Annotated in this window: 14 protein-coding genes, 1 tRNA gene and 2 pseudogenes; 10 read left to right on the plus strand and 7 right to left on the minus strand. The window is 34.8% G+C overall.

Annotation, left to right across the window (positions count from 1 at the left end; translation table 11 throughout):
- The first annotated feature begins 42 nt into the window (after positions 1 to 42).
- Positions 43 to 115: transfer RNA gene (locus MHH65_RS05775), tRNA-Val, on the plus strand.
- Here MHH65_RS05775 and MHH65_RS05780 read toward each other — a convergent pair.
- On the minus strand, positions 113 to 373 hold the full coding sequence (locus MHH65_RS05780; protein WP_242026085.1) for a hypothetical protein: 261 nt from the start codon (positions 371 to 373) through the stop codon (positions 113 to 115). The genes MHH65_RS05775 and MHH65_RS05780 overlap by 3 nt on opposite strands.
- A gap of 80 nt (positions 374 to 453) precedes the next feature.
- Here MHH65_RS05780 and MHH65_RS05785 point away from each other — a divergent pair, with 80 nt between their 5' ends.
- Entirely contained in the window at positions 454 to 1,290 is an 837-nt protein-coding gene (locus MHH65_RS05785; RefSeq protein ID WP_098676828.1) for an SMI1/KNR4 family protein, read from the plus strand.
- Positions 1,291 to 1,544: 254 nt separating this feature from the next.
- On the opposite strand, the gene MHH65_RS05790 is transcribed toward MHH65_RS05785, so the two are convergent.
- Positions 1,545 to 1,883, minus strand: a complete 339-nt coding sequence (locus MHH65_RS05790; RefSeq protein ID WP_025093428.1) for a helix-turn-helix domain-containing protein — start codon at positions 1,881 to 1,883, stop codon at positions 1,545 to 1,547.
- Between the two features lie 105 nt (positions 1,884 to 1,988).
- On the opposite strand from MHH65_RS05790, the gene MHH65_RS05795 reads away from it, so the two are divergent.
- Both MHH65_RS05795 and MHH65_RS05800 read left to right on the plus strand, forming a co-directional pair.
- Complete coding sequence (locus MHH65_RS05795; protein WP_041117191.1) at positions 1,989 to 2,372, plus strand: RidA family protein; 384 nt, start codon at positions 1,989 to 1,991, stop codon at positions 2,370 to 2,372.
- Between the two features lie 131 nt (positions 2,373 to 2,503).
- Positions 2,504 to 2,672 (plus strand): annotated as a pseudogene (locus MHH65_RS05800) (peptidoglycan-binding domain-containing protein); the annotation flags it as partial.
- Between the two features lie 50 nt (positions 2,673 to 2,722).
- Here the strand turns inward: MHH65_RS05800 and MHH65_RS05805 are convergent.
- The 4 genes from MHH65_RS05805 to MHH65_RS05820 form a co-directional block, all read right to left on the minus strand.
- A complete protein-coding gene (locus tag MHH65_RS05805; RefSeq protein ID WP_098676829.1) occupies positions 2,723 to 3,343 on the minus strand; it encodes a LysE family translocator in 621 nt (206 codons plus the stop codon).
- A gap of 303 nt (positions 3,344 to 3,646) precedes the next feature.
- Positions 3,647 to 4,591, minus strand: a complete 945-nt coding sequence (locus MHH65_RS05810) for an acetyl-CoA carboxylase carboxyltransferase subunit alpha (protein WP_342497898.1) — start codon at positions 4,589 to 4,591, stop codon at positions 3,647 to 3,649.
- A gap of 32 nt (positions 4,592 to 4,623) precedes the next feature.
- Positions 4,624 to 5,070, minus strand: a complete 447-nt coding sequence (locus MHH65_RS05815) for a MarR family transcriptional regulator (protein ID WP_034282010.1) — start codon at positions 5,068 to 5,070, stop codon at positions 4,624 to 4,626.
- A 553-nt stretch (positions 5,071 to 5,623) separates the two neighbouring features.
- On the minus strand, positions 5,624 to 6,565 hold the full coding sequence (locus MHH65_RS05820; protein ID WP_098676831.1) for a hypothetical protein: 942 nt from the start codon (positions 6,563 to 6,565) through the stop codon (positions 5,624 to 5,626).
- A 291-nt stretch (positions 6,566 to 6,856) separates the two neighbouring features.
- On the opposite strand from MHH65_RS05820, the gene MHH65_RS05825 reads away from it, so the two are divergent.
- On the plus strand, positions 6,857 to 7,693 hold the full coding sequence (locus tag MHH65_RS05825) for a DUF2971 domain-containing protein (RefSeq protein WP_268412907.1): 837 nt from the start codon (positions 6,857 to 6,859) through the stop codon (positions 7,691 to 7,693).
- Between the two features lie 109 nt (positions 7,694 to 7,802).
- Here MHH65_RS05825 and MHH65_RS05830 read toward each other — a convergent pair.
- Positions 7,803 to 8,221 (minus strand): annotated as a pseudogene (locus tag MHH65_RS05830) (stress protein).
- Between the two features lie 50 nt (positions 8,222 to 8,271).
- Between MHH65_RS05830 and MHH65_RS05835 the strand changes: the two are divergent.
- The 5 genes from MHH65_RS05835 (at position 8,272) to MHH65_RS05855 (ending at position 13,767) form a co-directional block, all read left to right on the plus strand.
- Positions 8,272 to 9,102 carry a sialate O-acetylesterase gene (locus MHH65_RS05835; protein ID WP_098676833.1) on the plus strand — a complete coding sequence of 277 codons (831 nt, stop codon included), beginning with the start codon at positions 8,272 to 8,274 and terminating at the stop codon, positions 9,100 to 9,102.
- A gap of 126 nt (positions 9,103 to 9,228) precedes the next feature.
- Complete coding sequence (gene catA / locus MHH65_RS05840; protein WP_098676834.1) at positions 9,229 to 9,888, plus strand: type A chloramphenicol O-acetyltransferase; 660 nt, start codon at positions 9,229 to 9,231, stop codon at positions 9,886 to 9,888.
- Between the two features lie 192 nt (positions 9,889 to 10,080).
- The gene (locus tag MHH65_RS05845) at positions 10,081 to 11,193 is read left to right on the plus strand and encodes a Rap family tetratricopeptide repeat protein (RefSeq protein ID WP_046310613.1); all 1,113 of its coding nucleotides are present in this window, start codon (positions 10,081 to 10,083) and stop codon (positions 11,191 to 11,193) included.
- A gap of 614 nt (positions 11,194 to 11,807) precedes the next feature.
- Positions 11,808 to 13,451 (plus strand): T7SS effector LXG polymorphic toxin, encoded by a 1,644-nt coding sequence (locus tag MHH65_RS05850; protein WP_268426359.1) that lies wholly within the window; start codon positions 11,808 to 11,810, stop codon positions 13,449 to 13,451.
- 16 nt (positions 13,452 to 13,467) lie between these two features.
- Positions 13,468 to 13,767 (plus strand): contact-dependent growth inhibition system immunity protein, encoded by a 300-nt coding sequence (locus MHH65_RS05855; protein WP_070325722.1) that lies wholly within the window; start codon positions 13,468 to 13,470, stop codon positions 13,765 to 13,767.
- The last annotated feature ends 334 nt before the right edge of the window (positions 13,768 to 14,101 follow it).

The raw sequence follows: 14,101 nt of genomic DNA on the forward strand, positions 1-14,101 counted from the left end.
GAGATTGTCAGTAAAAGAAAGCCCAGAACTGATACATAACCCGATTCCGTAGCTCAGCTGGGAGAGCGCTACCTTGACAGGGTAGAGGTCGCTGGTTCGAGCCCAGTCGGAATCATCGTTGAAACCCTTGCCTAGCAAGGGTTTTTTGTTTTTTTGACAACGAATATTGGTTCTGTTTCTTTTGATTGGGGACGAATTGGGGACGAACTTTATCCGCCAGATTGTTTCCAGTTGGCAGGAGGTTTTCGATTGCTTGCCTAACAGTCTTCTCGTCTTTACCTGTTTTTCTTTTCAGATCATCAATTGTTGGATTCTTACGGAAGCGGCTCATATTATAAATAATTCGATAAATCTTTCTCTCGAGATCAGACAGACAATCACCACCAAAAATAGTTTGTCAGAATATAAGTTCGTGTTGAAGTTTAGTTAAATGAAATTAGGAGGAAATAAACTTTGAAATCTTTTTGGGAAATAGACGAGGAAGGTTACTATACGTTAAAAAAGATCACCGCAGAAGAAGTAGCTAAGGCTGAAAAGAAACTAGGAGTCACTTTACCAGATACATATAAAAAGCTCATATTAGAACAGAATGGTGGTTATACAGTTCATAATGCTTTTCCAACCAGTCACTCTAATTCATGGGCTGAGGATCACATTCAATTTAATCACCTGCTGGGAATTGCTGAAGATGAAGGGATTATGGATAGTGCCTATTTGATAAAAGAGTGGGAGCTGCCAGAAGGGCTTGTTTTGATTAACGGGGATGGCCATACTTGGGTAGCGATGGATTATCGAAAAACGAAAGAGAATCCTTCAATTCATTATTTTGATGTTGAGATGGAAGAAGACTTTAAGTTAGCAGATTCTTTTGACGAGTTTATTGAAGGTCTTTATACAGCTGAGTACACTGTTGATGAGGAAGCAGCAGAGGGTGAATATGAACTTCATGAAGATCATTTAAGTAAAGAAGAACTTGAAGCCATATTTGAATTGGACTTCCTTTATGAAGATAATTTGTACAAAATTCAATATTACCCAATGGTTGAATTGGATGAAATAGAATGGTTTTTTAAAAAGATGCAATATCATATTGAAAAAACAAAAGATGAAGATGATCTTTATGAAGTAGCTTCTACGATTAACAACGTTCTTTTATTGAATCCAAATATGCCAATCAACGATAAAATTAATAAAAATCTAAATCAAATTGCTAAATTTTTAGAGAAAAATAAAGATCCACTTATAGTAAATCAAGGAGAACAAATTGCTATGCAAACAAGTTTCCTTTAATAAGCTTTGAGCATGCAAAGACAGGGCCATACTGGTGAAGATCTATCTGGGGAAGCATGAAATAAAATGAATATCATTTTGCCGTCCAAAGGGACGGCTTTTTTCAATAGAAACAGTTAACTGGATATACAACACCTCAAAACGTATAGACAAGATAGATAGGGACTATTCATTAGATTAGAAGTTATCTATACGCTCCATTGCTTTATCAAAACCTTCATAGTCAATACTTGAATTATCTATACAAAAAGAATTTAATTACTTCGATTTTTCTCTCCCCAATCACATAACTGTTCTAAAATTGGTAAAAGTGTTTCTGCCTTATTTGTAAGACTGTATTCCACTTTGGGGGGGACTTGTGGATATTCCTTTCGTATAATCATCCCATCTGCCTCTAAATCTTTAAGTTGTGCACTCAATGTTTTAAAGGTAATCGTTCCAAGTCTCCTTTTCATATCATTAAAGCGAACGGGTTGATTTTCCGAAAGGAGATACAGAATTAGCATTTTCCATTTGCCTCCTATAACTGATAAAGTATATCCAAAAGGTGTCTCTTGGATATTACCCGTTTTTCTATAATCGGCCATACTCATATTGACACTATCCTTTCTGGTAGTAACTATCTAAATAGTGCGTACTTTTTTTCTCTCTATATTCATTTTATACTTACTTTACTTTGAAATAAAGGAGAGAAAACGATGACTAATATTAAAACCTACAATCACAATCTATGGGATCACGGTATTACCCAAGGATATAGCGTTAAAGGAACAATCTACATTTCAGGTCAATTTTCATACGATAAAAATGGTATGTTCGTTGGTAAGGAGAATATTGAAGCTCAGACTCTGCAAACATTTGAGAACCTTGATCGGGTATTGGTGGAATTGGGAGCTACGAAAAACAACATTGCATATGTTGAAATTTTTCTAACAAATCCACAAGAACACTCCGAAACGGTCATAGATCTATTCAAGGAATACTTAGGTCAACACAGACCAGCTGGCAGTCTCATTGGTGTGACATATCTGGCTTTCCCAGAGCAATTGATTGAAGTCAAGGCTATCGCACACACTGATTAAATATGTTATCATTTGACCAATTCTCAATATCAATACAAGGGATAGAATAAGGATTCGAGCTAAACAATCTATGATGATTAAAATGAACAAACTATGCTAGAGTAATGCCTTACAGTATCTTTCTAACCTCAAAAGGTAGCCGAAAAAATGGGATAGACGGCTACTTTGGAGCAAAAATAGAAAATGCGGTCAAACGATTCCAGCTCTTGCATGCTTAGAGCTGATGGTATCTACGGTCCGAAGACAAAAGCAGCTCTTCAAAAAGCATTGAAAATAAGTAAAACCCCCTGTCCTGTGTAGGATAGGGGGTTTTATGTTTTAAATGATTTAACTCTACTTGTGGTCAAAATTTAATGTTTTGGATTTGTAAACAAAAGTTTTACACCAAAACCTACTAAAACTAGTCCTGTTATTCTGTCAATGGTCATTTGAACTTTTGTTGATAATAGGAATTTCCTGATGTATCCAAGCAGAAATACAATCGTCGTAAACCACAGTATAGATAATAGGGCATAAATAGAGCCCATAATGACAAATTGAAGGCTAGTATTGAACTGTGGTGTAACGAATTGAGGTAAAAACGTTAAAAAGAATATAGCAACCTTTGGATTTAAAGTATTTGAAATTAAACCTTGTTTAAAAGCAGATTGTTTTGGAACTACAACATCATGAAAAGATGTATCGTCTTTCTTTTTCTTGTTGACGAAAGAAGACACGCCTAGATATATAAGGTAAATAGCACCTAAATACTTAATGATTTCAAACGCTAAGGCAGACTTCATTAAAATTAAAGAAAGTCCAAATGCTGCGGCAAGTGTATGAATGAGAGCGCCAGATGTAAGACCTAATGCCATCTTCATCCCATCAGATTTTCCTGTTCCGATGGTTCTTTTAGTAATTAACGCAAAATCAACTCCAGGAGAAGCAACGACAAATAAGGTAAGAAGAAGGAAAGTCACAAAGTCATTCATCTCCTCACATCCTTTCAAAAGTGATAATACATACTAACGCAGAAACATTTTCATTGCATCATGAGAGTGCCTTAATTAGCAAAAACATCGAACTAATGAATAAGTAAAACCCTTGGCCATAAAGGTCAGGGGTTTATTTCGGTGTTTATTTTTCAGGAGACGTTTTTCTGAAATCCTTATTCACTATGTTTGATCCAAAAAAACAAAGGCTCCAAAAGGTGTGTCCAGTTTAAGAGGTTATTTGCAAAATATATAGACTTTTTGCGAGAATCCTCCGAAATGTAATACGGACTTTAAATATTTTCATTTATAATTCTCTATTTGTCTATACTTTTCATATCGCTGTTGTATTAGCTCTTCCGAAGATAATAGTATCAATTGTTTTAGAGATGAGGCGATTGCAGATTCAATCTTTTTTGCCTGTGATTTTATATCATTTTGTGCTCCACCTTTCATTTCAGGAATGATTTCATCAATAATTCCTAACTGTTTTAAATCTTTTGCTGAAATTTTCATATGTTCAGCAGCTTCTGGAGCATACTTAGCGTCCTTCCATAGGATAGATGCTGCTCCTTCTGGCGAAATTACTGAGTACCATGAATACTCTAACATATGGATATGGTTACCGACACTAATGCCAAGAGCTCCACCACTTGATGCCTCTCCAATTACAATACAAATAATTGGCACTTTAAGTGTAGCCATTTCCAATAGATTTCGAGCTATCGCTTCAGAAATTCCACGTTCTTCAGACCCTTTCCCTGGATAGGCGCCTATTGTATCAATAAATGTAATAATAGGGCGATTAAATTTATCAGCTTGTTTCATAAGTCTTAGCGCTTTTCTATATCCTTCTGGATGTGACATTCCAAAATTTCTTTCTATATTTTCCTTTGTACTTCTACCTCTTTGATGACCAATAACCGTAACGGGCATTCCTTTAAATTTTGCAATACCACCTATCATTGCTTTATCATCACCATATAATCCATCACCATGAAGTTCGAAAAAGTTTGTAAACAATAAAGGTATATAATCCAATGTCGTGGGCCGGTTACGTAGCCTTGCAATTTGAACTCGTTGAAAAGGTGTAAGATTAGAATAAATTTCTTCTTGCATTTTATTTAAACGTTTTTCTAATAAATGAATTTCTGACGATAAATCTACATTATTTTCTTTCATCATTTTCTTTAATTCATCAAATTTCTCTTTTAGTTCAATAATAGGACGTTCAAAATCCAAGCTCATTTTATCCTCCAAAGGTTATGATTTACCTCACTCTAATCAAAAGACTTAGAAATAGAATCAATAAATAATTCAAAACCATCCACAACTATTTTTTGTTCTGATTCTGATAAATTATTGAGGATACGTTGATAAAATGTAAGGGATTGTTCTCTTAAGCGATTAACAGTAATGTGTCCTTTTTCTGTGAGGTGCAGAAAAAGTTCTCTTCTGTTTTTTTCATTTACTTCACGATAAACAAGCCCCATTTTTACTAACTTATCTACCAATCTACTTACAGTTGAAGTATCTAATCTAAGTTTATTGGATAGTTGCCAAACAGTTAATCTTTCCACCTCTAGTTCCTCTAACGCCATCATTTGAGAAGTTGGTAGAGGTTTTTCAAACGGTCCATTTGGCAAATTTTGAGATTCGAAAACTCCAGTTAATATAATCATTTTCTTAATATCTGTTCTTAGTTTTAAGGCATCTTCTCTTTTCAAAAAAATCACCCTCCTTCAATTCATGCATCATACATCAATTGTATTATACATGAATGCGATTTTTTCACAAGTTTAACGTAAGCCAATATGACAACATGCAAGCTATATAGTGTATTCAGATGGGTATGGGAAACAAGGTCGCTTTGAAGAAGCTACGGCTGCTTATCAAAAGTATTAGAAACACAACTCAAAATTCAGAGAGAGGATAGTTTGTATGATTTTTAAGAGGGATTTTACGATGATTGCTCTTACTGTGATTTCAGCTGCAGGAAGTACAGTATTGCAGCAGATCGAAACACAACGATGATCGATCCAAACTCAACATTTGAAAACTAATAGACAAAATGAGAACAAACCTTGAGGGTCTGTTATTTTAGGGGAGAGGTCGCTGTTCGAGCTCAGTCGATATCATATAAAAAGATGTTGATGAAAAGCCATCCCTGAATTATTCAAGGATGGCTTTTGTCATGGGAAAGATAACCATACTGAGAAGTATTATGCGGTCAATTTAAAATACCCTCTTTTGATTACCTAACCGTGAGTACTATAACATTTAAATAATTTTGATGAATTTGCAATTATTTTCAATATGAAGTATGAAGGATATTTTAATTTCTTTACTTTTAATTATAAATTCATATGGATTTGAATGTTGGCTAATATCCCCTTCTTTAAAACTGAAGGGTGGGCCATCTTTTCTTATCTTATGTTGGAAACCAAGAATTCTTTCTTTAATTTTATTTACTGAATCAATCTGTTTTAATTTTGAATGTGAGATATGTTGTTGTAATGCAATAATAAAACTTTCATAATAAGGTCTAGTATAATCATCATCAAAGAAACAATCTGGTTCAAATAGCGAATCTATTGAGTTAAAGTCATCATAAACTTCATTCATGGTGTAATGTAAGTTTAATAAATTTATTTGTTTATGGTCAAATGTATGGTTGAGTCCTCCTTGTATATTATAAACAAATCTGAAAGCATCATTTTTGCTGTCAAGTTTATGAAAATCATCAATAACTTTGATTTGAGTAGAAGAAATTAAGAAATCTAAATTTTCTTTTTTAAGTATTTCTATTAAAGTATTCAGTAATTCTTTTAAATTATGGGTAATTGTAGTTACTAGAGGAATTCTAAAAAAAATTTGAAATTTTGTAATCAAATCCTTTAGAACCAATTCTAGATAGTGTCTATAATTAAAAATTACTGAGTACACAATTATATCAGAATTTAAATTTGCATGTTCAATAGATTGATGAGCTATTTTATAAAAACTTTCTTTATATCCATAGTAGTATGATTGTCCTTCCCAACCGATTATAGCATTATAATCAAAGTCAGAATAATTATTATCTCGAAATGTTTCAAAGTTAGTGTCTTTTTTTCTAACAATCTTTCTAAAATGTTGATCGATCATTCCTCCTACTTCATCTTGTTTAAAAGCATCGAGTAAATTTTTTATGTTATCTATTTCTATCTCAGTAAATCTCACTTTAATATCACCTGACCTTATTTTTGTGATAATCAATGGTAACACAAGGGGTATGGAATGTATCTAATTTATTTGATAAATGTTGGTAATTTCTAAAAAATTTACTTGAAAATCACTTTCACTCTTACAGTTCTTGATTGATTCTTTTTTCTTCTTTGACTTGTTTTCGTGTTGTTTACTCATATTTCTTTCGTTCCATACGTGATACTGCAATTATTAAAATCTGCAATTCTTGATAAAATTTAAAAGTGTATAATTAATATACAAATAAGAAATGGAGGAAGAAACATATTGAACTTAGAATATAAAAGGAAGGCATATGAGCACGCAATGAATTTTGAATCCGTTTATGATTATAGCGAGCAATATAAAGTTGACGGAAATCCTACTGTTTGGAAATTTGTGGATTTAGGAAAACTGAATTCATTGCTTATGAGCAAAGCTATGTATTTCTCCAAACCTAATAAATTTGAGGACCCTCTCGAAGGAAGTTATTCTAACTGGGAAGTTGAGCAATATAAAGATGATGGAGAGCTTTTAGCTTCTAGAGAATACATGAAAAAGATTCAGGAGTTTGCTGCCATCTCATGTTGGCATATGAATAGACATGAAAGTGCAGCCATGTGGGATTTATATCTTGGTGGGCATGATGGGTTAGCTATAAAAACAAACTGCAATGACTTAATAAACTCGATTAACGATTTAAGATACAGAGTATTCTTTGGAAAGTTACAATATATTGACTTTAAAAAGGAAATGACTAGTAGAAATATTTATGATACCCTGTTTTATAAAAGAAAATCTTTTTCTCACGAAAACGAGCTTAGATTGATGATTATTGCGAGCAGGGTTGACGCACAATATTTAGAGGGTTTGTTTGAAAGAGAATGTGTCCCAAGTGAGAAATGGTATGAAAAAATTAAAGAGCTTGAAAGAAAGTCTTACGAGTTCTCATGTCCAAACGGAAATTTGGTTTCGTGTGAATTGAATAGACTAATTCAAAAGATATACGTTTCCCCTAGAAGTTCAAAAGAGATAGTTAAAAAGGTAAAAGAAATGGTTTCGAAATCTGGTTTAACCCCTAATAAAGTAATTCAGTCTGATCTATACAGTGACTTTATATATTAAGGCTAATGAGGTAGGTTCATCAGTTCATAAACCTACTTCATTTTTATTATTAAGACATTTCTAAAATGTTACCTCCGTGAGCTGGAGTGAAATTTTTATTGAAATTAAACTATTTTATTTCCTCATCCATCACTTTCTTATATTTCTCAAACTCAGAATCCTTCATTTCTCCGTTCATTTGAAGCAGGAAGTTCCCTTTTGAATATGTGTGAGAGAAGAACATAGATCCAGCATTTCCTAACTCATCATAAGATGATTTGGCTTGGTTAAGGTCAGTCTCATTTCCAAATTTAAAAATCCTTCCTCCAGCATTTTCGCCTAAAGAAGGAATGAGAATCCTTTTTCCTTCTTCTCTTATATTTCCAAACTCTTTTCGTTCAAGATCAGTTGGTTTTTCTGCTTCAAGCCCAGCACTTTTGAAAGCTTCAATCACGTTGTCTGTGGTGGCTGTTTTTTAGTAGATGCTGCACTGCTACAAGCTGTTAACAATAATAAACATGTGAAAAATAATACAAAATATTTCTTCAACGTTCAGGTGAATACACATTTGATAAAATAATTAGCGAGGGGGAGAAGATATGAAGTCATTTTTACTAATTGGACAATCAAATATGGCGGGGCGCGGCTTCAAACATGAAGTTCCTCCGATTTATAATGAAAGGATCATGATGCTGCGAAATGGTAGATGGCAAATGATGACTGAACCCATTCATTTTGATAGGCCGGTAGCTGGCGTAGGACTGGGGGCTTCCTTTGCGGCGGCTTGGTGTAAGGATCATGAAGGAGAGAAGATTGGCCTTATTCCTTGTGCAGAGGGTGGCAGTTCCATTGATGAGTGGTCGCCGGATGAAGCATTATTTCGTCATGCAATAAGTGAAGCTAAATTTGCAAAGGAAAGTAGCGAATTGGCAGGGATATTATGGCATCAAGGAGAAAGTGACAGCCAAGATGGGAAATACAAAGAATACTATGAAAAAATACTAAGATTATTTCATGAACTAAGAATTGAATTATCCGTACCTAACATTCCGCTTGTAATAGGAGGTTTGGGTGATTTCTTGGGAAAGGCGGCATTTGGCGCAGGATGTGTGGAATTTTCACTGATTAATGAGGAACTTCAAAAATATGCACATCATCAGGAAAATTGTTATTATGTTACTGCGAAAGGTCTTATACCTAATCCGGACGGAATTCACATCAATGCGTTGTCCCAGAGAATATTTGGTATAAGATATTATGAAGCATTTCGAAAAAAAGAACATATACATGAGCCATTACCAAATGAACATGAGTTAGTGAATGAATGTCATAATAGAATGAATACCTCAGCAGAGAAAAAATATATAGCACTAGAACAGTTCACGTTAGGGAAGATGACTTACAAAGAGTTGCTGCAGGCTTTATCGTAGGTAAAACTCATGGTAGACTTTGAATGGACAGAAACACATATCTCTTGAAAGGATGATTGTGGTGGTGAAAACAGATAAAGTCTCCTCCTGAATACAGTAAATCACACATTCAGGAGGAGATAAAAAATGTTTAAACAAATAGATGAAAATTATCCGAGAAAAGAGCACTTTCATCATTATATGACGTTAACTCGATGCTCATATAGTCTGGTGGTTGATCTAGACATCACGACATTGCATTCAATATTAAAAGAAAAAAAGCTAAAAGTATATCCTGTGCAAATTTATTTGTTAGCAAGGGCTGTGCAAAAAATACCGGAGTTTCGGATGGATCTAGTGAACGATGAACTTGGTCACTGGGATCTTCTCCATCCTAGTTATACGATTCTAAATAAAGAAACAAAGACATTTTCAAGTATTTGGACACCTTATGACGAAAACTTTGCTCGGTTTTATAAAAGCTGTGTAGCGGACATTGAAACTTATAGTGAAAGTAACAAACTATTTCCGAAACCTAATATGCCAGAGAACATGTTCAATATTTCAAGTCTACCTTGGATTGATTTTACTTCTTTTAACCTTAATGTATCCACAGATGAAACTTATTTGCTGCCAATATTTACGTTTGGTCAATTTAAGATGAAAGGAGAAAAAATCATCCTACCCGTTGCGATTCAAGTACATCATGCTGTTTGTGATGGCTATCACGTCGGTCAATATGTGGAATATTTGAGGTGGCTTATAGAACATTGTGAAGAGTGGTTAAGCGATTCATTATATACTTAATTTTCAAAAGGTGTAGTCATTTGATTTTTAGGAAAGGCAGACTTGATGGAGTCTGCTTTTTTGTTATGTGAAGAAAATGCGTAAAATCTGTTACTCAACTGTTCTTTTTGCGGTTTCTTTTCGGTGCCTTGTAAACTTAAACATGTGATAATAAATGTAATATAAGGGAAATTAGTGGAAGGGGAATAAGGGATGGAGAAAGTTCTTTCTTCACATGTTGGTGTGAAAATAAATGAATGGTATAAAATGATTCGGCAATTCAGTGTACCCGATGCAGAGATTTTGAAAGCTGAGGTAGAACGAGAAATTGAACGGATGGTAGAGGACCAAGACCTGCTCATTTACTATCAATTGATGTGTTTTCGACATCAGCTTATGCTCGATTATATAAAACCTTCATTCGATCAATCAATTTCCGCGCTAGTCGATAAAATAGAGAATTCTAACCATCAACTGTCTGGAATGTTGCAATACTATAATGCCTTTTTTAGAGGTATGCATGAATTCAGTAAGAAAGAGTATGTACAAGCCATTCAATATTATAAGATTGCTGAGAGGCAGCTGGCGCTTGTTGTAGATGAAATTGAACAAGCAGAATTCCATTTTAAAGTTGCTGAAGCATATTACATTATGAAACAAACCCATGTTTCTATGCACCATATTATAAAAGCCCTAGAGATTTATGATCGTTATGATCTTTATAAGGTGAGAAAAATTCAAAGTCTATTTGTGATCGCAGGAAATTATGATGATTTTAAACGATATGAGAAGTCGCTCCCCCACTTACATAAAGCACTAGATCTTGCTGAAGAAATAAATGATCAAAGATTAATCGCTAAAACTTATTTGAATCTTGGAAATACGTATGACAGGCAACAGGATTATATTAAAGCTGCTTCCTTCTATAAAAAAGGGTTGGATAAGATGACTGAAAACAATGAAGATATTAAACCAAGATTATTTTTTAGTTTAAGTTGGACTTTGTTTAAAAGTGATAAAACAAAAGAAGCACTTGAATATATCGCTAAAGGAATAAAAAGTGCAACAGCAGAAAACAATCTGTTTTATAAAACATTGCTCAATTCATTAAAGACAATTTATGTAGATGAAGGTATTGAAAATATACGAAAAATGTTTAAAGGGTTAGAGGAAAAGAAGTTGTATCCTTATATTGAAGAGTTTGCTTTAAGCCTTGCAAATCTTTATGAAAAAAGGAATGATTCGGAGAGGGTAGCAGATTATTATAGAACTGCCATAGAAGCTCAAACCGAAATCCAAAAAGGGGAGTGTTTATATGAATATTAAAATGAAGATATTGATTAGCGCCACTTTATTGGTAGGTGCTGCTTGCCTAGGTTCTTTTAATTACTCACAAGAATCAACTGATCGAAATACCACTGTATTTCCTCAAAAAACCGATCGAAACACGACGATGATCGATCCAAATTCAACATTTGAAAACTCATAGGCAAAACTAAACAGACCTTGAGGGTCTGTTTTTTTAAATGGGGACAGATTGGGGACGAACCCTTTCAGTTTTTTATCAGAAATGCACTTGCACATTATAGAACCTTATTAAATCAGTCTTTTTCAGAAAACGTCCGTTTGCTTCGGATGAGGTCATTCACCTTGATAGGGTAGAGGTCGCTGGTTGGAATCATCTTTGAAACTCTTGCGTAGCAGGATTTTTTTGTTTTTCTGTCAACGAATGTTCTGTTTCTTTTTATTGTCGACAAACTTTTATCTACTAAAATTGTTTTGAGTGTTTTTAGGAAGAGATAGATATCACTTATTAAAAAACAAGTAACCATAAACACTAGAAAGTACTCTAGGTCTTGTTTTTGTGTCTTTAATCCTATTTCATGACAAACCCTGTGTTGGTAAAATTGACCTTGTCAATGAATAGGAAGGAGTGAATTCTGCTGGGCAAGATACTTGATGCAAAAGCACTAACCAGTGCCATGGACACAAGGGCAAAACACTATCAGGAACTCCGCGAACAAATGGTAGATTTAAAAAAGTCATTACAAGGTGTGGCCAATCTCGGTGATGATTTCACTGGGAAAGGTGCCGATAACATTAAAAGTTTCTATAAAGAGCTCGCTGGAAATGTAGACATGTTTATCAGCTTCATTGATAAACAAAAAGCCTTTCATGAAGGTGTTTCTGGGACACTGGATGATACGAGCTTTGGCGGCGATACCTTTGTAGAAGAACACTTTTTAGACAACGCAGTACATATGGGCATCAAGAATGCTAAAAGCATTGTGAAGGATCAAAAAAAGGCACTCAAAACGATTTTTCAAGACATTGATGACCTCATTTCCCTAGAAGTATTTGATAGCCAAACCTTTGATGAAAAAATAGAAGATGCGGAAGATGAACGAAAAAAGACGGTCAAAGAACTAAGAGAGCTTGATCAAAATTTAAAAGATGAATATGCTTTGTCAGAGACGGAGCAACAAGCTACAATGGCATTGTACGCTGAAATGATGAATGCGACAAATGACGGAAAAGCGATTTCGCCTATGAATTTTGACAAGAAAGCGTATCAAAATAGCGAAATCTACAAGGCAAAGAGCGATATTGAGAAGCAAACTGCTGAATATCTGAAAATCAAAAAAGAACAAGAAGAAGCCCGAGAGATCGCAAAGGAACAAGAAGCGCTCGCCAACCGTCCTTGGTATGAAAAAGCACTTGATTATGGCGGAAATATCGTCAATGAATTGACAGGTGTGAACGATGCAAAACGTGCCGCAACAGGCGTTGATCCAATCACGGGCGAGGAACTCACCGCAGGCCAGCGTGTCGCCGCAGGCGGCATGGCAGCGGCCGGCTACATCCCTATCGTTGGCTGGGTAGGCCGCATTTTCAAAGGCGGAAAAGCTGTCTATAAAACCACCCAAGCCACATCAGCTGCAGTCAGGGCAGTCGATATTTACAAGACATCACAAAAATCCTTTGACGCCCTAAAGACATCCCAAAAAGGTTTATACGGCCTCACCGCCACAAACGGCTTCAGCGAAGCGATCACAGGCCGAGACATGTTTGGAAATAAGATCTCAAAAGAACAGCAGGAAGCGAGTATGAATGCGGCGCTGGGGATGCTTTTACCGTTTGGTGCAAAAGGGTTTCATGGTAAGATGGGAATCAAGAAAGGTGAGAAAAATCCTTTATCTCCAGGTAATGGGTTAGCTACACATGAATCCAGAGGTGGGCACTTAATAGAGAGACATGTTGGGAAAACAGATGAAGAACTATTAGAAAGGCTGAAAAGTAATCCTAAAATCACGGGTTCTTCTACTTTTAACGATAGAATGACTGCAGAAAGAGTTGCTGATTCAGTTTTGGGTGATCCGAAGAGTGTTGATAAAATACAAAAGTGGTTATCCGACCCCAACAGTAGACCTACATTACCATTAAAATATAAGGGTGATGGAGAGGTAATTGGAAGAAGTGTTTCGAGAAATTCAGAAGTAGTTGAGAATGTTACAAATGCAAAAATTATACTGAAAAAAGATGAGAATGGCGGTTTTATTTTAACAGGATACCCTGTTAAATAGAAAGAAGGATGATAAAATGAATGAGAGTTACAGTTATTTAGAGGAGTTAGAAGATTTTTTAGGTGGGACATTTCATCAGGATATCGATTCACCAGAAGAAGCGTTAGAGGAGTTTATTCATGAAGCTAGTAAAGAATGTCTGCTGTCTACTATAAAGGATTGTCAGGATTTTTTGAATAGTACTTTAACAATACAGGAAAAAGAAAACTTTATCGAAAATAATGCAGAAATCTATTTTCCGGCGATCTCATTAAACCCTTTACAGTGGTTTAATAAAATAATAGAGGAAATGAAAGAAGCAGTGAAAATGAAGTAACAAAATGAACCTTGATTGGCTAATGCCTTTCAAGGTTTTTTGTGTCAATTGGTCATCAAATCAAGAAAAAGGGGATCTTTTTTCTATGCGGATCATCGTATGATATAGATAAACAAAACGAACGTGAATATTTTGTCCAGAAGGAATAACATGCGGATGCTGGCATTGAGCATTTTAAGTGCCTGGTACCTGGCTGGCACTCCAGCCAGATCTTTTTTATATCTACTGATAAATTCTTTATTGGATGAAGGAATTGAACGAGTTTGTAATTTGAGGTTTTAAAATGGTAAATGAGTAGTTGGTCAATGATATACTGATCTCATTAGAAACTAGG

The organism is Bacillus sp. FSL L8-0654 (assembly GCF_038629965.1).
Taxonomy (GTDB): Bacteria; Bacillota; Bacilli; order Bacillales; family Bacillaceae; genus Bacillus; species Bacillus safensis.